The sequence below is a fragment of the Aeribacillus sp. FSL k6-2211 genome, assembly GCF_037966125.1.
Classification (GTDB): Bacteria; Bacillota; Bacilli; order Bacillales; family Aeribacillaceae; genus Aeribacillus; species Aeribacillus composti.
In genome coordinates, this window is record NZ_CP150190.1 from 3,659,071 (window position 1) to 3,678,869 (window position 19,799).

General features: G+C 40.4%; 16 protein-coding genes and 1 pseudogene. 4 read left to right on the forward strand and 13 right to left on the reverse strand.

Annotated elements, in window-relative coordinates:
- Positions 1-28: 28 nt before the first annotated feature.
- Entirely contained in the window at positions 29-937 is a 909-nt protein-coding gene (locus tag NSU19_RS17580; protein WP_339197713.1) for a phage/plasmid replication protein, read from the reverse strand.
- A 689-nt stretch (positions 938-1,626) separates the two neighbouring features.
- On the opposite strand from NSU19_RS17580, the gene NSU19_RS17585 reads away from it, so the two are divergent.
- Positions 1,627-1,791: a hypothetical protein gene (locus NSU19_RS17585; protein ID WP_339197715.1), complete on the forward strand. Its 165-nt coding sequence runs from the start codon at positions 1,627-1,629 to the stop codon at positions 1,789-1,791.
- Positions 1,788-2,780: pseudogene (locus NSU19_RS17590) on the forward strand (recombinase family protein); the annotation flags it as partial. The gene NSU19_RS17585 and the pseudogene NSU19_RS17590, both read left to right, overlap by 4 nt.
- Before the next feature lie 487 nt (positions 2,781-3,267).
- On the opposite strand, the gene rlmD reads toward NSU19_RS17590, so the two are convergent.
- A complete protein-coding gene (gene rlmD, locus NSU19_RS17595; RefSeq protein ID WP_339197718.1) occupies positions 3,268-4,638 on the reverse strand; it encodes a 23S rRNA (uracil(1939)-C(5))-methyltransferase RlmD in 1,371 nt (456 codons plus the stop codon).
- Positions 4,639-4,818: 180 nt separating this feature from the next.
- Between rlmD and NSU19_RS17600 the strand changes: the two genes are divergently transcribed.
- Complete coding sequence (locus NSU19_RS17600) at positions 4,819-4,974, forward strand: Fur-regulated basic protein FbpA (RefSeq protein WP_082829588.1); 156 nt, start codon at positions 4,819-4,821, stop codon at positions 4,972-4,974.
- 196 nt (positions 4,975-5,170) lie between these two features.
- Here NSU19_RS17600 and NSU19_RS17605 read toward each other — a convergent pair whose 3' ends face one another.
- From NSU19_RS17605 to gatC, 4 genes are all read right to left on the reverse strand, one after another.
- On the reverse strand, positions 5,171-6,100 hold the full coding sequence (locus NSU19_RS17605) for a diacylglycerol kinase (RefSeq protein ID WP_063388805.1): 930 nt from the start codon (positions 6,098-6,100) through the stop codon (positions 5,171-5,173).
- A gap of 269 nt (positions 6,101-6,369) precedes the next feature.
- Positions 6,370-7,800, reverse strand: coding sequence for an Asp-tRNA(Asn)/Glu-tRNA(Gln) amidotransferase subunit GatB (gene gatB, locus NSU19_RS17610; RefSeq protein WP_339197721.1), 1,431 nt, complete (start codon positions 7,798-7,800; stop codon positions 6,370-6,372).
- A 13-nt stretch (positions 7,801-7,813) separates the two neighbouring features.
- Positions 7,814-9,271, reverse strand: coding sequence for an Asp-tRNA(Asn)/Glu-tRNA(Gln) amidotransferase subunit GatA (gene gatA, locus NSU19_RS17615; RefSeq protein WP_094244375.1), 1,458 nt, complete (start codon positions 9,269-9,271; stop codon positions 7,814-7,816).
- Between the two features lie 16 nt (positions 9,272-9,287).
- The gene (gene gatC / locus NSU19_RS17620; protein WP_063388808.1) at positions 9,288-9,578 is read right to left on the reverse strand and encodes an Asp-tRNA(Asn)/Glu-tRNA(Gln) amidotransferase subunit GatC; all 291 of its coding nucleotides are present in this window, start codon (positions 9,576-9,578) and stop codon (positions 9,288-9,290) included.
- 273 nt (positions 9,579-9,851) lie between these two features.
- On the opposite strand from gatC, the gene NSU19_RS17625 reads away from it, so the two are divergent.
- A complete protein-coding gene (locus NSU19_RS17625; RefSeq protein WP_082829587.1) occupies positions 9,852-10,010 on the forward strand; it encodes a YjcZ family sporulation protein in 159 nt (52 codons plus the stop codon).
- 85 nt (positions 10,011-10,095) lie between these two features.
- Here NSU19_RS17625 and NSU19_RS17630 read toward each other — a convergent pair whose 3' ends face one another.
- From NSU19_RS17630 to NSU19_RS17660, 7 genes are all read right to left on the reverse strand, one after another.
- On the reverse strand, positions 10,096-11,247 hold the full coding sequence (locus tag NSU19_RS17630) for a CamS family sex pheromone protein (RefSeq protein ID WP_339197724.1): 1,152 nt from the start codon (positions 11,245-11,247) through the stop codon (positions 10,096-10,098).
- A gap of 15 nt (positions 11,248-11,262) precedes the next feature.
- Entirely contained in the window at positions 11,263-13,266 is a 2,004-nt protein-coding gene (gene ligA / locus NSU19_RS17635) for an NAD-dependent DNA ligase LigA (protein ID WP_327856604.1), read from the reverse strand.
- A 26-nt stretch (positions 13,267-13,292) separates the two neighbouring features.
- Complete coding sequence (gene pcrA, locus NSU19_RS17640; protein WP_339197728.1) at positions 13,293-15,473, reverse strand: DNA helicase PcrA; 2,181 nt, start codon at positions 15,471-15,473, stop codon at positions 13,293-13,295.
- Positions 15,474-15,500: 27 nt separating this feature from the next.
- Positions 15,501-16,187 (reverse strand): heptaprenylglyceryl phosphate synthase, encoded by a 687-nt coding sequence (locus NSU19_RS17645; protein WP_066250770.1) that lies wholly within the window; start codon positions 16,185-16,187, stop codon positions 15,501-15,503.
- Between the two features lie 210 nt (positions 16,188-16,397).
- Positions 16,398-16,703: a YerC/YecD family TrpR-related protein gene (locus NSU19_RS17650; protein WP_063388817.1), complete on the reverse strand. Its 306-nt coding sequence runs from the start codon at positions 16,701-16,703 to the stop codon at positions 16,398-16,400.
- Between the two features lie 3 nt (positions 16,704-16,706).
- Positions 16,707-17,744, reverse strand: coding sequence for a DUF3048 domain-containing protein (locus NSU19_RS17655; RefSeq protein ID WP_339197730.1), 1,038 nt, complete (start codon positions 17,742-17,744; stop codon positions 16,707-16,709).
- A gap of 37 nt (positions 17,745-17,781) precedes the next feature.
- Positions 17,782-19,521, reverse strand: coding sequence for an adenine deaminase C-terminal domain-containing protein (locus tag NSU19_RS17660; protein WP_339197732.1), 1,740 nt, complete (start codon positions 19,519-19,521; stop codon positions 17,782-17,784).
- Positions 19,522-19,799 lie beyond the last annotated feature (278 nt).

Below are 19,799 nucleotides of genomic sequence, written 5' to 3' on the forward strand. Positions count from 1 at the left end.
TGAAAAATGAGGGGCTCCAAAAAGTCAGTTACCCTGACTTTTTGGACAGCCCCTTCCTATTTTTAGGAATTAGAATAGGGTTAATTTTGAGGGCTTTTAATTGAGTGAGGAATTTGCGGAAGTAGTAGCGGGTATACTTCTGTTTTGCTGACTCAATACCGTGTCGTGAAACATATTTCAAAAACTCAATAAGCTGTTCTTTCTCTTTTTTTGTGAGACTGCTTTGATTAATTCGAGTTCTCGCTTTGTTAATCTTGTAGTAGTCTCCTTCATAAAGTAAGGCGCCAAGATATTTTGACATATAGTGTCTATATAAAGATTCCTTAAAATACTCCTCTAACCATTTTTCCCGTCCTTTCCCTGATTTCATATGATTTAAATGAGAGTTTTGTAGTCGTACCTCAAATCGAAAAACATCTTTCTCGTAAATTTCAGGAATCCTTCCTTCTGCCTTTACATCTTCTTCTTTATCGTAACAACATCCTTGCACACTGTGTGAGTTGAAATATATAGTAGTGTCATACTGATCATACTTTTTCTGAAAACGAAACTTTTCTACTGTTTTTTTATACAGATGTAACAAAAGTTCACGATGCTTAGTATCAGGAATTTTTGCATCAAAACGGTAATCGATTCTAAGTAAGCAAATTCGATCAAACATAGTGACGTCTAAAAACAAATAGAACAAATATTTTTTTATTTTCTGTTCAACTTGTGGGTAATCTGACTCCTTTATATCTGCTTTTCCAAGCAACTTAATGAAGTCAATGATAAAATGCAAACGAAATCCATATTTATTAACCATCCAAGTCGTAAACGCATTAAATTGACAGTCTACTTTTTTCCCAATCTCAGTATAAGGTACTGCAAAACGTTGTTGTAGTTGTTGTACTTCATCAACGTTTAACAAAATGTAAAAATGGGCTGTGTGAATCACTTAGTACACACTCCTTTCCTAATGGATAGTGGTATTACGGGAAAAACTTTTATTCATTTATAAGTATTCTACATTCCTCAACTGACACAGTAATTCGTAAAAAACGAAAAAGATTTCTTACCCAAAGTTTTTTCCCGAGCTACACATATTTATTTTCCTATCAAACAACCTTGAACCGTTTAAATCAGACGCCATTGTCATTGTACTTTGAATGTCAAGTAGTTATAAATATTTTTTATGTTCTATAATGTTTTAGTTCCTTTACTATTCCTTTATTCCATGCAATAGGTCGAAGTCCCTCACAAAACAATAGGTTCACATTTTGTTTAAACTATACTTTACTATATCGATTTAACACTTTAACGTAAAAAACCTCAAACACATAAACTATAGACATTCCTCCCTAAACTCGTATACTTAAAATCGCAATACAAAATATCTGCAAATCTCCTCCAAATTCTTCTCGTGCTTTATCATACTAAAACCTTCTTCTACTCAATTTTATCCGTTGTTTAGCAGCTCTACTTGACATTACAGATAATCACTTTTTTGCTTTAAAGCAAAAAATCTCGAACACAAAAAACATTTACTTTTGATTTAAAATCTATAGAATGATAACCATCATCCCCTTTCTATATCCAACATATTCCTCTTTATTCCCCTACAAAAGATCCACAGGAGGTAAAGCAATGCAAGTAGAAAGAATTTTCAACAATGAATCTACGATTACCCTCGAGAGTATTCTCCAATCCATTATTATCGAAAAAATTGACATCATCATTGCTGATGCCTATGCTAAAAATAAGGTGAATTCCACTGCCTCTTCTGATGAGAAAGGAGAGGAAGTGGCATGAAAAAATGTGCTGTTTATATTCGTGTGTCAACAGATAAAGAAGAACAAAAAAAGTCCTTAATTCATCAAAAAGAGCTTTTCATGAATCTTCTCGCTCAAAAGGGATGGGATCTCTACAAAATTTATGTAGACGTTGAAACAGGAACAAAATCTAACAAACGTCCTAAACTTCAAGAAATGATTCAAGATGCGAAAGAAGGGAAGTTCGATCTAATTCTTGCGAAAGAACTTTCCCGTTTAGCCAGAAACGGGCGTCTATCCTATGAGATTAAACATTTAGCTGAACATAAGGGCATAGATATAATAACGCTGGATGGCGCAATCGATACAATGTCAGGAAACACGCATATGTTTGGTCTATATGCTTGGATGTATGAACAAGAGTCGCAAAGAACCAGTGAACGCATTAAACATGTTCTTCGTTTAAAAGCTCAAAAAGGGGAATTTAAAGGGTCGGTTGCGCCTTATGGCTACTACGTTGAAAACAAAAAGCTTAAAATCCGTAATGATTATACAGTTGATGTCGTGAGACGAATTTTCAGATCATATATTGCTGGAAAAGGTTTTGATCGAATTGCACGGGAATTGACGGAAGAACGTATCCCTACTCCTGGAGAAGTGGAAGGTAAGGTGAATGCCAGCAGGGTTTGGCATGGCTCAACTGTTCGTAAAATATTGGAAAATCCGCATTACACAGGCGATTTAGTTCAACAACGTGAAACAACAATAAGTGTGACTTCTAATCACCGCAAAAAACTCGATCCTTCCGACTATATAATAGTTGAAAATGCACATGAAGCAATTATTTCTAAAGAAGAATTTATGCTTGTCCAGCAATTAATAAAAGAACGACAACGAAAACGACCACACGCAAAAATACATTTGTTTACAAACATTGCATTTTGCGCAGATTGTGGAAAGAGTATGCACTTTAAAGCTAACCGTAAAGGATATGTATGCGGCAACTATAATAAGCATGGTCACACCATCTGTTCTGATCACTTTGTTAGAGAAGATGAATTGATTAACGTCATCACTAACGATATTCGTCAATTATTTTCATTACTGTCGGTTGAAGAATTTCAAAAGAACATTGAACAAAAAGTTACTAAAATATTAGAACGAGACAAAAAGAAACTTTCAAAAATTAATGACAAGATTGAAGCTTTGAAACAAGAGAAAATAAATGCACTGCGGATGAAAGTGAATGGAGAACTTTCAGAAGAGGAATATCAATTACTAATCGAAGATAATAATCAACAACTTGCAAAGTTAATGAGAGAACAACGAGAATTGAACGAAATCTTAACGCACCAAAAAAACATTAATTTTAAAGAGCTAATGGCTCAGCTTGAACAATTTATACAAGCACCAAAACTTGACGAAGAAATCCTACACAAGTTAATAGAACGTATAGAAATTAAAGAAGACGGGAGTCCGAGAATCTTTTATAGATTCTCGAACTCGTACATATCTTCTATTTTTTTACGAGCAACGCACAGCACTCCACATGCGCCGTATGCGGGAACATGTCGACTGGCTGGACTTCTTTTGTTTCGTAGCCGCCTTGTTCTAGGATGGCAATGTCGCGCGCTAATGTCGCCGGGTTGCAGGAGACGTAGACGACTTTTTTTGGTTTCATTGCTATAATTGTTTGAAGCAGTGAATGATCGCAGCCTTTTCGAGGAGGATCCACGACGATGACGTCTGCGCGAATTCCTTGTGCATGCCATTTGGGCATGATCTCCTCTGCTTCACCGACGGCAAATTCAACGTTCTCGATGCCGTTTAGTTTTGCATTTCGTTTGGCATCTTCAATGGCATCGGGCACAATTTCCACGCCGTACACTTTTTTAGCTTTTTGCGCAAGGAAGAGTGAAATCGTTCCGATCCCGCAATAGGCGTCGATGACCGTTTCTTCTCCGGTAAGTTCGGCGTATTCTAACGCTTTTTCGTAAAGCACCTTCGTCTGTTCAGGGTTCACTTGGTAAAAAGAGCGTGCGGAAATGGCAAACTTAATTGATCCGATATAATCATATATATATTCCAAACCCGAAAGCAGCTTTGTTTCTTCGCCAAATATGACGTTTGTCCGTTTCGGGTTTATGTTTTGGACAATCGATCGAATGTTTGGAAATTTAGCGGTAATTTCAGCTAAAATTTTCTTTTTATGTGGAAAATCAGCTGTTCGGGTAACGAAAACAAGCATCGCTTGCTTTGTTTGATACCCGTAGCGGACAACGATATGGCGCAGCCATCCTTGATGGGTTTGTTCGTTGTAAGCCCGGATGTGATAGCGGTTCAATATCGCTTTAACTTCTCGGACAATTCGATCGTTTTCCGTCTGCTGAATGAGACATCTCTCCATATCGATAATTTCGTGCGTTCTTTGCTGATAAAAGCCTGCAATCAGGGCGCCTTCCCGCTCCCCGATTGGAACCTGTGCTTTATTTCGATAATTCCAAGGATCGCTCATTCCGATCGTTGGATGAACCGTGACTTTTTCTACATCCACTTTTCCGATGCGGGCAAGCGTTTCTTTTACTATTTTTTGCTTATGGCGCAGTTGGCCGTCATAGCTTACATGCTGAAGCTGGCAGCCTCCGCATTGTTTGTATATAGGACAAAGCGCATCTGCCCGATCGGGGCTTGTTTCCGATAATTTCATGAGACGTCCGTATCCATAGCCTTTTTTTACTTTGACAACTTTGACTGTTCCCTTTTCTCCAGGCAAAGCATTCGGGACAAATAAAGGAAAGCCGTTGATTTTGGCTACTCCTGCCCCGTCATGTGTTAAATCTTCAAACAATACATCGTAATAATCATTTTTCTTCACTGGTGCTTCCATGTTGTTTTCTTCCTTTTTGATCAGAATGGACTGAAAAAATTGTATCACAACCGTAAAAATGACCCAAGTGATTTTATTATTGTCATAATAGGAAATACTATTGTAATGAAAATATAAAAGGGCGGCACGTAACATTGGTTGATGAAAAAGCGTCTATATTAGCTGAAGGAGTGAATTTACATGGATCAAAGTTTTAAAGAGTCACTCATCGAACAGCTTATTGCCAACGGTGTTTACAAAGGGGAAGATGGACAACAATTATATGAATTGAACGTCATTGAGTTGTTAAAACTTGTCAATAAAATTGAAAGCGATCATTACCATTATGGAAAATAAAAATTTCGTTTTTCCAGCTTGAAAGCAAGGCTGTAAAAACAGCTGCACCTTTCTTTCATTACATTTTGTTTAACAAGCTGCCTGCAAAGCTTTTGCAGTGGTTTTTTTAAGCAAAATGTTGCAGACAAGTCATATAAATCGTTGAAATTAGCGCGGGGAGCCGCATTTCATCTATTCAAAAACGGTAAAGAGCAGCCTATTCGCTGCTCTTTTCAATTGGCGCGTTTTTTTCTGCTTTTTCTTTCGACATGATGATCTCAATATATTGATACAGGTTTTCAAATTCAGCAGGCAGGAGTCCTCCGTATTCGCCGTCCAAGTTTAACTGCATTTTGTCTTCTGTCTTTACTTTTATCCGATTGGCTTTTGTATAAATTACATTTTCACTGTGAATATGCTCGCCTTTTAACGCCAAGCTGGCAAGGCGAATAAACTCCGCGAGGCTGACTTTTTTCAAAATCAGTAAATCAAACATGCCATCATTTAAAATTGAGTCTGGAGCCAACTTTTCAAACCCTCCGACCGAATTTGTCAAGCTGATTAAAAACAGCATGATCTCTCCTTGAAACAGCTTGCCATCATATTCAATTTCCACCTCTGTCGGATGGATGGAAGGGAGCATTTCAATGCCCTTTAAATAATAAGCAAGCTGTCCTAAAACGGTCTTTAATTTGCTTGGAACGTCATAAGTAAGCTCTGTTAATTTTCCGCCGCCGGCAATATTAATAAAATATTGGTTATTCACTTTTCCAATGTCTATTTTCCTTTTTACGCCGTTCAGCAGCGTATCGACTGCGTGCAAAATATTGTCGCGGGGAATGCCGATTGCACGGGCAAAATCGTTTGTAGTTCCGACGGGGATGATTCCGAGCGTCGGACGATTTTCCATGACTGCGAGCCCGTTCACAACTTCGTTCACCGTACCGTCTCCACCCGCAGCGATAATGAGGTCAAACCCGCGTTCAGCAGCCTGTTTCGCTGCATTTGTCGCATCTCCTTCACCGGTAGTAGCATGGCACGATGTTTCATAGCCGGCCTCTTCAAATTTAGCAAGAACTTCAGGGAGCTGTTTTTTGAAAGCCTCTCGACCAGATGTGGGGTTATAAATGATTCTTGCGCGTTTCATTCACATCATCCTATACTATCCATTTCTATTGTAAAAATAGAATCATTAATAGATTATTCCTTTTTGCCAAAACAAACAAGTTTTTTCTATCATTTGTGTTCATTTATACTACTTTTGTCAATAAACGTTTATTCTATTTTTATTTTGATAAAACTGTTCACCATTTAAACACTTTTTTCAAATTCCAGCTTCAAAAATTCACGGATGGGTTTTATTTCCATTTTACTATAAATAAAACACCCAGCTGCTAAGCTGAGCGTCTATTAAAATTATCGTTTCTTTATTTCTTGTAATAACAATTTGTTTACTAATTGCGGGTTGGCTTGCCCCTTCGTTTTTTTCATAATTTGACCGACTAGAAAGCCAATCGCTTTATCTTTTCCGTTTTTAAAGTCGATAACCGATTGCTCATTTTCATCCAATGTTTCGATTACAAGCTTTAAGATGGCACCTTCATCAGAAATTTGAACAAGCCCTTTTTCTTTCACGATTTTTTCAGGGTCTCCACCTTTTTCAATCAGCTCTTTGAACACTTTTTTCGCGATTTTGGAGGAGATGGTTCCATTTTCGATCAGCTTGATCATTCCTGCAAGACTTTCCGGGGTGAGCGCCACTTCAGACAACTCTTTTTGCTCTGCATTTAAATATGCTGATACTTCTCCCATCAGCCAGTTAGAAGCTTGTTTCGCATCAGCTCCGGTTTTAACTGTTGCTTCAAAGAAATCAGACATTTCTTTCGTCATTGTCAGCACTTTAGCATCATACGCTGGGAGTCCAAGCTCTTCAACATATCGTTTTTGGCGCGCATCCGGCAGCTCCGGAATCGATGACCGGACTCTTTCTTTCCACTCATCATCAATGTAAAGAGTGACTAAATCAGGTTCAGGAAAATAACGATAATCGTCTGATCCTTCTTTAACGCGCATTAAAATCGTTTTCCCTGTAGCCTCATCAAAACGGCGTGTTTCTTGTTGAATGACTCCGCCGGATAAAAGCACTTCCGCCTGACGTTTTTCTTCATATTCGAGCCCTTTGCGCACAAAGTTAAATGAGTTTAAGTTTTTCAATTCTGTTTTTGTGCCAAATTCTTTTTGTCCGATCGGGCGGAGCGAAATGTTTGCGTCACAGCGAAGAGATCCTTCTTCCATTTTACAGTCGGATACGCCAGTATATTGAATAATTGATTTTAATTTTTCCAAATATGCATAGGCTTCTTCAGGTGAGCGGATGTCCGGCTCTGATACAATTTCAATCAGCGGTGTTCCTTGACGGTTAAAGTCTACAAGAGAATAGCCGTCGCCAGTATGCGTCAATTTGCCAGCATCCTCTTCTAAATGAAGGCGCGTAATGCCGATTTTCTTTTTCTTTCCGTTCACTTCAATTTCAATCCAGCCGTTTTGACCGATCGGCTGATCATATTGGGAAATTTGATATGCTTTCGGGTTGTCCGGATAAAAATAGTTTTTCCGGTCAAACTTTGTATAAGTAGCCACTTCGCAGTTCAATGCCATCGCAGCTTTCATTGCGAATTCAACGGCTTCTTTATTTAAAACGGGCAAAACTCCCGGGTATCCGAGGTCAATGACCGTTGTGTTTGTATTTGGTTCAGCACCGAAAGCGTTTGGTGCACTGGAAAAGATTTTCGATTTCGTTTTCAATTCCACATGTACTTCAAGTCCGATGACCGTTTCAAAGTTCATTAGTTCTCACCCCTTACAGTTCCGGTTTTTGTTTATGGAAGTCTGTTGCTTGTTCGTATGCATGGGCAACGCGATAAACGGTGCTCTCGTCAAAATGCTTGCCGATGATTTGCAATCCCAGCGGCAGGCCGTTGGCAAATCCGCAAGGTACGGAAATAGCAGGAACTCCGGCAAGGTTCACATTGATTGTTAAAATATCGTTCGCATACATCGTGAGTGGATCGTCAATTTTTTCGCCGATTTTAAATGCTGGAGTCGGGGTTGTCGGTCCGATGATGACGTCATATTTTTCAAAAACGTCTTCAAAATCTTTTTTAATAAGCGTGCGCACTTGCTGCGCTTTTTTGTAATAAGCATCATAATATCCAGAGCTTAATGCAAATGTACCGAGCATAATGCGGCGTTTCACCTCATTTCCAAAGCCTTCCGCGCGTGTTTGTTTATACATATCGATCAAGGTTTCAGCGTTGTCGGAGCGATAGCCGTAGCGGACTCCGTCAAAACGGGCGAGATTCGCAGATGCTTCGGATGAGGCAAGCAAATAATATGTAGCAATACCGTATTTGGAATGCGGCAAAGATACTTCTTCCCATTCTGCGCCCAATCCTTCGAGTACTTTTAAAGCAGCCAGTACGGCCTCGCGCGACTCACGGCTTACCCCTTCACCTAAATACTCTTTCGGAACCGCAATTTTCAGCCCTTTAATATCTCCAGTTAAAGCGGATATATAATCAGGAACTTCCACATTTGCACTTGTGGAATCCATTGGATCAAGACCTGAAATGACTTGAAGAAGGTAAGCGTTGTCTTCAACAGTTCTTGTTATCGGTCCGATTTGATCTAATGAAGACGCGAATGCGACTAATCCGAAACGGGAGACTCGTCCATATGTAGGCTTCAAGCCAACAACCCCGCAGAATGCTGCCGGCTGGCGAATCGAGCCGCCTGTATCAGAGCCTAGTGCAAACGGAACTTCTCCTGCGCTGACAGCCGCTGCGCTGCCGCCGCTGGAACCGCCCGGAACCGCTTCTAAATTCCATGGGTTTTTCGTCTTTTTAAATGCGGACGTTTCAGTGGATGATCCCATCGCAAACTCATCCATGTTTAATTTGCCGATCGTAATCGCTTCAGCTTCTTCCAGCTTGCGCATAACCGTTGCATCATAAATTGGGTCAAAGTTTTCAAGAATTTTGCTTGCACAGGTTGTGCGTAAATCCTTTGTCACAATGTTATCTTTAATCCCTATCGGCATGCCAAACAATAAACCGTATGTATCTTTTTTTCCTATTTCATTATCCAGTTGTTTTGCTTTTTCCCGGGCTCGTTCTTCATCGAGGGTTAAGAAAGCTTCTACCTTTCCGTCGACTTCTTGAATGCGCTTGTAAGACTCGTCGACAAGATCGGAGACGGAAATTTCTTTTCGGTGCAGCATTTGTTTTAATTCAGATATTTTATGATCAAACAGAGCCATGTTCGCTTCGTCCTCCTTACTCAAGAATGGCTGGTACGCGGAATTGTCCGTCTTTTTGGTCAGGAGCATTTTTCAACGCAACTTCCCGTGGAAGACCCGGCTCAGGTTGATCTTCGCGCATGACATTTTTCATATCCAAAACGTGGGAAGTTGGTTGAACGTTCTCCGTATCCAATTCATTTAACTGCTCAGCAAACGTTATAATCGCGTCAAGCTGATTGGTAAACATCTCTGCTTCCTCTTCCGTAATTGCCAAGCGGGCAAGATGCGCAACATGTTTTACTTGTTCTTTCGAAATGCGTGACATTCCAATTCACCTCCACTTTTTCGAACACACTGCAATACTCTGATAATATCAAATTTTAGCCAGATAAAGCAACACCCCCGAAATGTTGAAACAATATTGCACGAAGGCAGGCTGAAAAAAGCCCCTCTTACAGATGATTTTCTTTTCATATGTAATTTTCAAAACGTCGAAGGACTTCAACCAAAAATTCAAATATAGGTACATTCGTCCAAACGTTTTATTCATTCGTGAATATAAAAATATTGTACGGTACATTATTCGGAGGTGAAAAACATGAGTTTTGGATTCGGTTCTTGTCAAGGCTACGGTTACGGAGGATATGACGGCGGATTCGGGTACGGTGGTGGATTCGGACACGGCGGCGGATTTGCCCTTATAGTAGTATTGTTCATTTTGTTGATCATTGTCGGTACTGCTTTTGTAAAGTGGTAAACACCGTTTAACCAAATGCCCGCCAAAAAACGATCAATATAAAGGTGATTTCAAAATCCCCCCTTTTTGAAATCACCTGTTTTTTTTATTGAAAAACATGAACTGTTGGTTTTTCCTGTCCTGCCTCTCTTACGATGAGCGCTTCCGGGCCTCTTGAAGAGTTGATGGTCACTTCCAGAGAAATATAGTCTTTGTAATATTCCACAACTTTCCCAGTTAAAAATTGTGTAAAGGCGATGACTTCTGTTTTACCGTAAAACTGAACCGGTATTTCTATTTTCATTTGCTTCATTTCACCGTCTTGATAAAAAGCTTTCCCAATGATACCTGTGTAGTTAGGGAAAAAGTCTTCAATATCACCTTTCAAACGTTTAAATGTGTTGGCATCATCCGGTTTTTTCTTTGTTCCCTCTTCAGATGGGAAAAAGTAATACTCTTCGTTAATATTTTCCCACTTTCCGATATTTTCGCTTCCGCCATCAACGATTGTTCTTGCAAAAAAGTGCCCTGGAACAATCGAAGATTTAGGCGCTTGTTCGTAAAGGGAAACGACAATCGGCACTTTTTCTAATCCTTCTATATCTCGAAGCCTCTTCACAACCACTTGTGCGATTTCCTTCCCTTTCTTTTCAATGGTGGCCTTGTCTATTTTATTTTCTTTTTGGATGCCGTCTTCCGTGCGGTAATAATAAACAGAATTCAAGGCCAAACCGATCGACACTCCGCCAAGCTCAAGTGTTTTTTCATCTTTTTTTACAAGGTAATTATGTTCAAGTATATGCGTTACATAAATGGGGCTTTTTTCGGAGCTTTCTGGCGGATTTAAACCTTCATTTTTGAAAGATTTATCCTTTTTTTTCGCTTCTTCTAAATCTTTTCCTTCCAGCTTGCGGCTAAGCCAGTTTTGGACAGTTTTTTTGTCTAAATATTGTCCTTCTTGAAACACATATTTATCCGTTGGAAACTTGTCGCTGGCCATCCGCATAAGACCAGTTTCAAATTCATCAACATCAAATCTTGTATTGAGATTGCTTGCCACAAGCCCTCGCGCTTCACTCGTTTTAAAAGGCACGAGCATCTTATAATAATCTTCCGAAATTCTGTATTTCGGAATAATTGCTTTTTCTTCCGTTGATTCTTCCGTCTCTTGTACAATTTGCTCCGGTTCTCCAATGTCCTGCGAGCATGCACTGAGCACAGCCATGCACGCTGCCGCTATGATCAAAAGTTTTTTCAAGGTACCTTCCCTCTCCTATTTCCTTAGTTCTTCAAGTAAACGAGACTCATCCCAAACCTCTATGTTTAATTCGCGAGCTTTTGCAAGCTTGCTGCCGGCATCTTCACCAGCGATTACAAGATCTGTTTTTTTGCTCACACTGCCAGTAACTTTTCCGCCTCTTGCTTCAATTTGTTCTTTTGCTTCATTGCGGGACATTTCAGCAAGCTTCCCTGTTAAAACGATTGTCTTACCGGCAAAATACGAATCCCCTTCATCTGAATTTGTCCGTTTCGGACCTTTATACGTCATATTGACGCCGAACGACTTTAATTCTTCAATCAATTCTTTTACTTCAGGCTGTTCAAAAAAAGTAGCGATGGAATCAGCCATTTTTTCTCCGATTTCCGGTATGTTGATTAATTGTTCTCTTGTCGCGCTTTGCAGCCGATCCATTGTTTCAAAATGCTCTGCTAAAATCTTGGCGGCTTTTTCGCCGACATAGCGAATGCCTAAACCGAATAAAAGGCGCTCCAGCGAATTTTCCTTCGACCGTTCAATCGCGTGCAACAAATTATCCGTTGATTTTTCACCCATCCGTTCAAGCTGAAGCAATTGGGGTTTTGTTAATTTGTATAAATCCGCTACATCTTGAATCAAGCCTTCTTTAAACAATTGGGTGATGACGCGCTCCCCTAGTCCTTCAATATTCATCGCATTTCGGGAAACAAAATGGATGAGACCTTCGCGAATTTGCGCCGGACATTTTGGATTAATGCATCTAAGCGCAACTTCTCCTTCCAACCGGACCAGCTCGCTATTGCATTCTGGACAGTGCGAAGGCATCCGAAAATCCTGTTCATTGCCTGTTCTTCTGTCAACAAGAACATTTACAATTTCAGGAATGATGTCCCCGGCTTTTTTCACGACGACGAAGTCCCCAAGCTTAATATCTTTTTCCCGAATCAAATCTTCATTATGAAGGGAAGCTCGTTTGACGGTTGTCCCGGCAACCTTTACAGGCTCTAAGATCGCTGTTGGGGTAATGACGCCGGTGCGTCCGACAGCGAGTTCAATATCCAGCAGCTTCGTCACCACCTCTTCTGCCGGAAACTTATAGGCAATCGCCCATCTCGGGCTTTTCGCAGTTGCCCCGAGCGCTTCCTGCTGACGCAAACTATCAACCTTAATTACAACTCCGTCAATATCATACGGAAGCTGAGAGCGCTTTTCCAACAATTGATCAAGCAGCTCGATCACTTCGTCGATGTTTTTGCATTTTCTGCGTTCACGATTTGTTTTAAAGCCGAGTTCATCAAGCAAGTCCAATGCTTCACTATGAGAAGACACTCCGGTATCGCCAAGCTCTGCTATGTTATAGACGAAAATATCTAAATTTCGTTTCGCGGCAATTTTTGGGTCTAGCTGGCGCAAGGAACCAGCCGCAGCGTTTCTCGGATTGGCAAACGGAACTTCCCCTTTTGCAATGCGCTCCTCATTTAATTTCTCAAATGATGCTTTCGGCATAAATGCTTCCCCGCGCACTTCCATCGATAAATTTTTCTTTAGTCTCAAAGGGATCGAGCGGATCGTTTTTAAATTTTCCGTGATATCTTCCCCCGTCGTGCCGTCTCCTCGTGTTGATCCTTGTACAAACAGGCCGTTTTCATATCGAAGGGAAACCGCAAGCCCGTCAATTTTCAGCTCCACTACATATTCGACATCCCCAACTGCTTGGCGGACTCGCCTGTCAAAGTCACGCAAGTCCTGCTCATTAAAAGCGTTTGCCAAACTTAGCATCGGCACGCGGTGCGCCACTTTTCGGAAAGCATCTAAAACAGCGCCCCCCACACGCTGGGAGGGAGAATCAGGGGTTTTCAGCTCTGGATATTTTTCTTCAAGCTCTATTAGTTCTCTCATGAGGCGGTCATACTCTGCGTCAGGAACAGACGGATTGTCAAGAACGTGATATTCATAATTATATTGATTCAAAAGCTTGTGCAATTCTTTTACACGGTTTTCTGCCGTACGTTTGTCCATATGTGTCAATTCCTTCCTTCAAATAGTTACTGTACTTTTTCAATTGGTGCAAATTTAGCAAGCAACCGTTTTATGCCGACAGGACTTGGAAATGCCACGTCAAGTTCTTGATCCTCCCCATCGCCTTTCACTCGGACGACAACACCGACACCCCATTTTCCGTGCACGGCTTTATCACCTACTGACCAAGCCTTTACATCTCCTCCCGCTGATTTCGCTCCGATTGTTCTATTTAGTTTCGGCTTTGGAGATTTCTTTTCATTTAAGTCTTCTAAAACCTCTTTCGGCATCTCTTCAATAAAACGAGATTCCGGGTTCATGTTTGTTCTTCCAAAAAGGGTCCTCATTTTCGCATTTGTTACATACAATTCTTCCTCTGCCCGCGTTATCCCGACGTATGCCAGCCGGCGCTCTTCCTCCATTTCCGCCTCTTCCATCAAGGCTCGGCTGTGAGGAAATACACCTTCTTCCATCCCGATCATAAATACAACCGGAAACTCTAAACCTTTTGCCGAATGGATCGTCATCAATAACACGGAATCTTTCTGCTCCGATTGCTCTTCATCAATGCGGTCAATGTCCGCAATCAAGGCCAAATCCGTTAAAAAGGCGACGAGGCTTTTGTCCTCATTTTGCTTTTCAAAGTTTTGAGTTACAGATAAAAATTCATCAATGTTCTCTAAACGACCTTGGGCTTCCAATGTTTTTTCCTGCTTAAGCATCTCCCTGTAGCCGGTTCTGTCAAGAATCTCTTCCACAAGCTCAGTAACAGACACATAGTCTTGCATTTGTGACAGCTGCTGGATCAATTCACGGAATTCCGTCAACACTTTCATAGCACGAGTGCTGACCCCGATATGTTCCATTTCTTCTAAAGCAGCAAACATCGAGATACCTTGCTGGGCTGCATAATTCATTATTTTTTCAACGGTTGATGCACCGATGCCCCGTTTCGGAACATTGATGATTCGCACCAAACTAATATCATCATTCTGGTTTGCCACTAGACGCATGTATGCAAGAATATCCTTGATTTCTTTCCGGTCATAGAACTTTATGCCGCCGACAATTTTATAATCAATATTCGATTTTAACAGCACTTCCTCTATGACACGGGACTGTGCATTTGTACGGTACAATACAGCAATATCGGAAAGTTTTCTTTTGCCTGATTGGACGAGCTCTTGAATTTGCTTGGCGACAAACTGGGCCTCCCCAATTTCGTGATCAGCCCGGTAGTAAATAATTTTTTTCCCCTCAGGGTTTTCCGTCCATAAATTTTTCGGCTTTCTGTTCATATTATTTTTAATGACTTCATTAGCCGCATGCAAAATACGCTTGGTAGAACGATAATTTTGTTCAAGCAAAATCACTTTAGCGTTCGGATAATCTTTTTCAAACGATAAAATGTTTCCGATGTCCGCCCCTCGCCAGCGATAAATCGATTGATCCGAATCGCCGACAACACAAATATTTTGAAAACGGGATGCCAGCATCTTTACAAGCGTGTATTGTGCGCGGTTTGTATCTTGATATTCATCAACATGAATGTATTGAAATTTCCGCTGATAATATTCGAGTACTTCTGGAACACGTTGAAAAAGCAGTATCGTTGACATAATGAGGTCATCAAAATCAAGAGCTTGGTTTTTCAACAATTTTTTTTGGTAGTCGATATAGATATCGCTGACAATTTGCTCCCACACATCTCCTGCTTGACGAGCAAATTCCTCCGGGGAAATGAGATCGTTTTTCGCGCTGCTGATAGTGCCGAGAATAGCTCGAGGATCATATTTTTTAGGATCAATGTTTCGTTCTTTTAAAATCCCTTTGATGACAGACAATTGGTCTGATGTATCCAATATCGTAAAATTGCGATTGACGCCGATCCGGTCAATATCTCGGCGAAGGATTCGCACGCACATCGAGTGAAAAGTGGAAATCCATATTTCCTCAGCGCCAGGGCCAAGCAGTTGTTCAATCCGGTCTTTCATTTCCCTCGCTGCTTTATTTGTGAAGGTAATAGCAAGAATATTCCAAGGTGCTACCCCTTTTTCTGCCATTAAATAAGCGATCCGGTGGGTGAGAACCCTCGTCTTGCCGCTGCCTGCACCCGCCATGATTAAAAGAGGACCTTCCGTATGCTTCGTCGCTTTTTGCTGCTGTTCATTCAAACCTGAGAGGAGCTGCTCAGTCAAAAAATGCATTCAACACTCACCTCATTTTCACTTTCTTTACCCTTTAACAGCGCGGACAGTTTCAAGCGCTGATTGTAAATTTTCATAAATGGCATTCCCGACAACGATGATGTCAGCGTGCTCGGCCATTTCTTTTGCTTGCGCAGCATTTTGAATGCCGCCCCCATAAATAAGCCTAGTATTCGTTAAAACCGATTTCGCTGCTTTTACTGCTTCAACATTGCCGTACGTTCCGCTATATTCTAAATAAAAGAGCGGAAGATGAAACATGTTCTCCGCCATTCTCGCATACGCTTTAATATCATCCAAATTAAGCTCCGTCTTTGCTTCGGTCAATTTTGCCGCTTTACACTCTCCATTTAAAATGCAATAACCTTCCATTAAAATATCATTCCAGTTCATAATGTCACCAAACTCTTTCATTGCTTGGTGATGCAGCTCCGTAATCCATGTAGTATTTCGGCTGTTTAAAACCGTCGGAATAAAATACAAATCAAATCCTGGAACAATCGATTCTAAATTCGATACTTCCAGCACGCATGGAACGAGAAAACGCCGCACCCGCGAAAGCAAAGAAAGAACATTATCTTCCGTTACATTGTCGCTTCCTCCAATGATAACAGCGTCCGTTTTTGATTCACAAATTTTTTCAAGCTGTTCATCGGAAATGGCTTTATCCGGATCGAGCTTAAACACATGTCTCCACTCGTTCACATCATACATACATAATCCTCCATTTCATATACCATTTCATTATTATATCAAATTATAATAGGACAAAAAAATGGTGAATCAATGAAAGTCTGTAGATGTATTAGAAAGAGTTTTTTTAATATGAGAGGGGGTTTTTTTTAAGCTATGTTGAAGAAGCCTTTCAGAGTTTTAAAAGTTCTAAACTAAAAAAGAGCTGCTGATTTCACCCAGCAGCCCAATTTATGACGAAGCGTTGTCATCTTTAATTCTTTCAAGCGCCATTGCATAAGCATCATTTCCGTAATTCAAGCACCGCTTTACCCGGGAGATTGTCGCTGTCGATGCACCTGTTTCTGTTTCAATTTTATGATATGTATAGCCTTCCTGAAGCATTCTAGCAACTTCAAACCGTTGGGCAAGCGATTGGATTTCATTGACGGTGCAAAGGTCATCAAAAAAACGGTAGCATTCCTCCAAATCTCTTAAAGAAAGGATAGCCCGGAACAATTGGTCTAACTCTCTCCCCCGCAGCTTGTCAATTTGCATGCATCATTCTCCTTTCTCAGCTGAATTTTGAAAAGCCTTATCCAAATCTGGCACGATATTGATCCAAGTATGGCCGGGAACTAATTTTACTTGTTCCTCATTTTCATAAGGAAGGATGCGTCCGTTCACATTTTTCCAATCGACCCTTTTCATCATACCTTTTTGCAAAAGAATTCCCTCGCCCCCAGAGTTTAAATCAATCGTTCTGCGACCGTAATCATCAAGAAAACGATGATCCGTTTGGACAATAAAAATGTTGTCTAAAAGAACAGGTTCTTCCGTTTCGCGATCGACTGTCAGTTCGTCCCCGGAATACCGCTTATACCGGCCTAGCTGCTGATCGAATACATATTTAATGCGCCATTCCGGTTTAGAACCATAGGAAACAACAGCTTCTAACATTTCTTCTCCAGAAATGCCGCTTATTTCTTCATCTGAAAGAAAAGGCAACGGGGCAACTTCCTTTGTCATTGAATACCCGTTTTCTTTTGCTCCTTTTACGACATTTTCAAAAGAAATATACGAGTTATGAGGAGCTTTCCGGGTTGAATCCCGCCAAAACAGCGTACCATCATAAAACAGACCGTTTAAATAGTCTAGATGCTCTGACTCCAGCATTTCTTTAGCAGTGGGACTCCAGCCGTGACTGATATAAATTGCTTCATACCCTTTACTCAAATCGACAAAATATTCCCGCGCACTTCTGACTGGACCGATAATTTTTGGCTTCTCGCTTTGATAAATGGCTAAAAAGCGTGTGATCGTGCCTTCAGCTAAAGCCTCGTAAACAATATCCGCTTTATTTAATCCTGATTGAGGCCTCGCTTTCGGATGGTTGTTAATCATGACAGCAATTGGGCGGCTGTCAATGTTTCCGGTCGCAGCATTTCCTGTCAAAGGGCTTACGGCTGTTTCTTTTTCAACTGGCTGATTTTCAGATGATGACGGTTCGTCATTTGTTTTCTCTTTTTCTTTTTCATTTGTGCAAGCTGTTATAAAGACAAAGAAAAGCATCGTAAATAAAATCAATGTCCTTTTCATTCATCCACAACCTTAACTAATTTATCCCTTTTATATTTTAACGTATTATTGTCGGAAAGAGTATTGTTTTTTTCATAACATCATAAATTCCTTCCTGTGTAACCCGGATATATGGTAAATGTGTGGAAGATAAAAAGAGCAGGCTGTGAATCGGGTCTAAATATTTATAGCCCTTTTCTCGCATAATTTGGACTAAACCATTTTCCTCCTTAATGAGATCTTTAAATTTTTTCGATGACGCAGCGCCGTTAATGTTAAGAGGCATTTCATGAATCACTTGGCCATTTTCCGTTATTACTATTCCCCCGCCGATTTCTTTCAATCTGGAAAATGCATGCATCATATCTTGTTTGTTTTTCCCTATCAACACCACATCTCCAGTCGTTGAATAAGTGCTTGCAAAGCCTTTTATCCCCTTTGCGAAGCCTTTTAACATTGTATTGATCCGCCATTTCCCTTTTTTATCGATGACAGCGAGGAAGCTTTCGTCATGATCTAGCGGAAGTTCATCAACGAAGTTGTCAATAGTGATGGAATACGGCTCAATAATAACCGTGTTTCTCATTTTTAATCCCATCGGCATAGAAAATTGAAGATCATCCATTGTCAAATCCCAATCAAGTTCAAGCGGTGCAACTTCATATTTGTTCCAGTCTGCTTGAGGGAAATGATCAAACACCTGACCGTCCTTATGAATCCATTTCCCTTTCGCCAAAACAGCCACTGGGTTCGGGTTATTTTTCGCTTCCAGAAAATTTATGGAGGCTAACCTGCCAGGACCGATTACTCCCAATTTTGAATCAAGCATATAATATCTAGCAACATTGTACGTTGCCATTTTATAAGCCTCAAACTCTGGAATTCCGGCCTCCAGCGCTATTTGAATGGTCTGATTAATCATTCCATTTTCATAAAAAGCAGGCGTTGAACCATCCGTTGTAAAAAACATTTCGTCAAAACGATTAACTCCAAATGCAAGCAGCTCTTCCAACAATTTCGGCAAATCCGGCCGTATTGAAGAATAGCGGAGCGGCACGCTGTATCCGCATAACAACCGATTGTATACTTCTTCTCCGCTAATAGATTCGTGATCGGAATCGACACCAAATAATTTCATTTTTGTCAATGTTTTTCGAGAAGCCCCTGGAAAATGGCCTTCTACACGCTTCCCGACCTTTTTTGTCTCATGAATCCAGTGTAAAAACAAGTCATCCCCTAAAAGAAGCTTTGGCCAGCCTGTCAATTCTCCTCCTTGAATAACGGCTGGATGCTCGATCCATTGTTTCACGACATCTGGCGGAATGCGTTGATCTTCTTCTCTGCATTCCGTTTGCAAGTCATAGCGGGCCCACCAAAAAAACTGAACTGGAGAAGATTGCATATCTTCAACAAAAGAAAACGCTTTCTTTTTTGGGAATTGTAATAGCAAAAATAGGTTATCGCATATTAGTGTTGTAGTTCCCGTTTGCGATACATGTTGTGCAAGCGAATGAGGATTATATAATTGAAACGGATGGGCGTGCGGTTCAATATAGCCAGGAACTAAATAAAGTCCTTTGCAATCAAATATTTCCGTATTTGCTGTTTTTTCCGGCTCCTCATTGCCGACATAAATAATGCGGTCTTTATAAATCCAAATATTTGACTTCACCCACTGGTTTAAATATGGATGTAAAAATACTGCATTTTTCAACCACAAGGTTGGTGCTAATCTATTTGAAACGACATCTATATGTTTACGAATTTCATGGGCTTTCCAAAAAGCACCAGATCGCATGATCTGCTCAGTCCTCCTCAATTAAAAGTAATTACTCAAAATAGTGACTCTGTTACTTTATATATTAACATATGAAAAATATTAAAGCACTAAAGTTTCTTACAAAATTTTGAACTTGGGATAACGGTGCAGAGGCTTTCTTGATTGATCGTTTCCTAATAGAAGAAACGCTGGTTTATTTTTAATAATGAGCGGTCAAAATAGGAAGTTGTTTAAGAAGAAGCTATGTCAAAAATGCCGATTACATTCCTTTATAAAATGAAAAGGACAGGAACAAC

Bases quoted from the DNA above. Each gene is read 5' to 3' on its own strand.
- NSU19_RS17585 (WP_339197715.1), top strand. From the start codon at position 1,627: ATGCAAGTAGAAAGAATTTTCAACAATGAATCTACGATTACCCTCGAG.
- rlmD (WP_339197718.1), bottom strand. From the start codon at position 4,638: ATGGAAGCACCAGTGAAGAAAAATGATTATTACGATGTATTGTTTGAA.
- NSU19_RS17600 (WP_082829588.1), top strand. From the start codon at position 4,819: ATGGATCAAAGTTTTAAAGAGTCACTCATCGAACAGCTTATTGCCAAC.
- NSU19_RS17605 (WP_063388805.1), bottom strand. From the start codon at position 6,100: ATGAAACGCGCAAGAATCATTTATAACCCCACATCTGGTCGAGAGGCT.
- gatB (WP_339197721.1), bottom strand. From the start codon at position 7,800: ATGAACTTTGAAACGGTCATCGGACTTGAAGTACATGTGGAATTGAAA.
- gatA (WP_094244375.1), bottom strand. From the start codon at position 9,271: ATGGCTCTGTTTGATCATAAAATATCTGAATTAAAACAAATGCTGCAC.
- gatC (WP_063388808.1), bottom strand. From the start codon at position 9,578: ATGTCACGCATTTCGAAAGAACAAGTAAAACATGTTGCGCATCTTGCC.
- NSU19_RS17625 (WP_082829587.1), top strand. From the start codon at position 9,852: ATGAGTTTTGGATTCGGTTCTTGTCAAGGCTACGGTTACGGAGGATAT.
- ligA (WP_327856604.1), bottom strand. From the start codon at position 13,266: ATGGACAAACGTACGGCAGAAAACCGTGTAAAAGAATTGCACAAGCTT.
- pcrA (WP_339197728.1), bottom strand. From the start codon at position 15,473: ATGCATTTTTTGACTGAGCAGCTCCTCTCAGGTTTGAATGAACAGCAG.
- NSU19_RS17645 (WP_066250770.1), bottom strand. From the start codon at position 16,187: ATGTATGATGTGAACGAGTGGAGACATGTGTTTAAGCTCGATCCGGAT.
- NSU19_RS17650 (WP_063388817.1), bottom strand. From the start codon at position 16,703: ATGCAAATTGACAAGCTGCGGGGGAGAGAGTTAGACCAATTGTTCCGG.
- NSU19_RS17655 (WP_339197730.1), bottom strand. From the start codon at position 17,744: ATGAAAAGGACATTGATTTTATTTACGATGCTTTTCTTTGTCTTTATA.
- NSU19_RS17660 (WP_339197732.1), bottom strand. From the start codon at position 19,521: ATGCGATCTGGTGCTTTTTGGAAAGCCCATGAAATTCGTAAACATATA.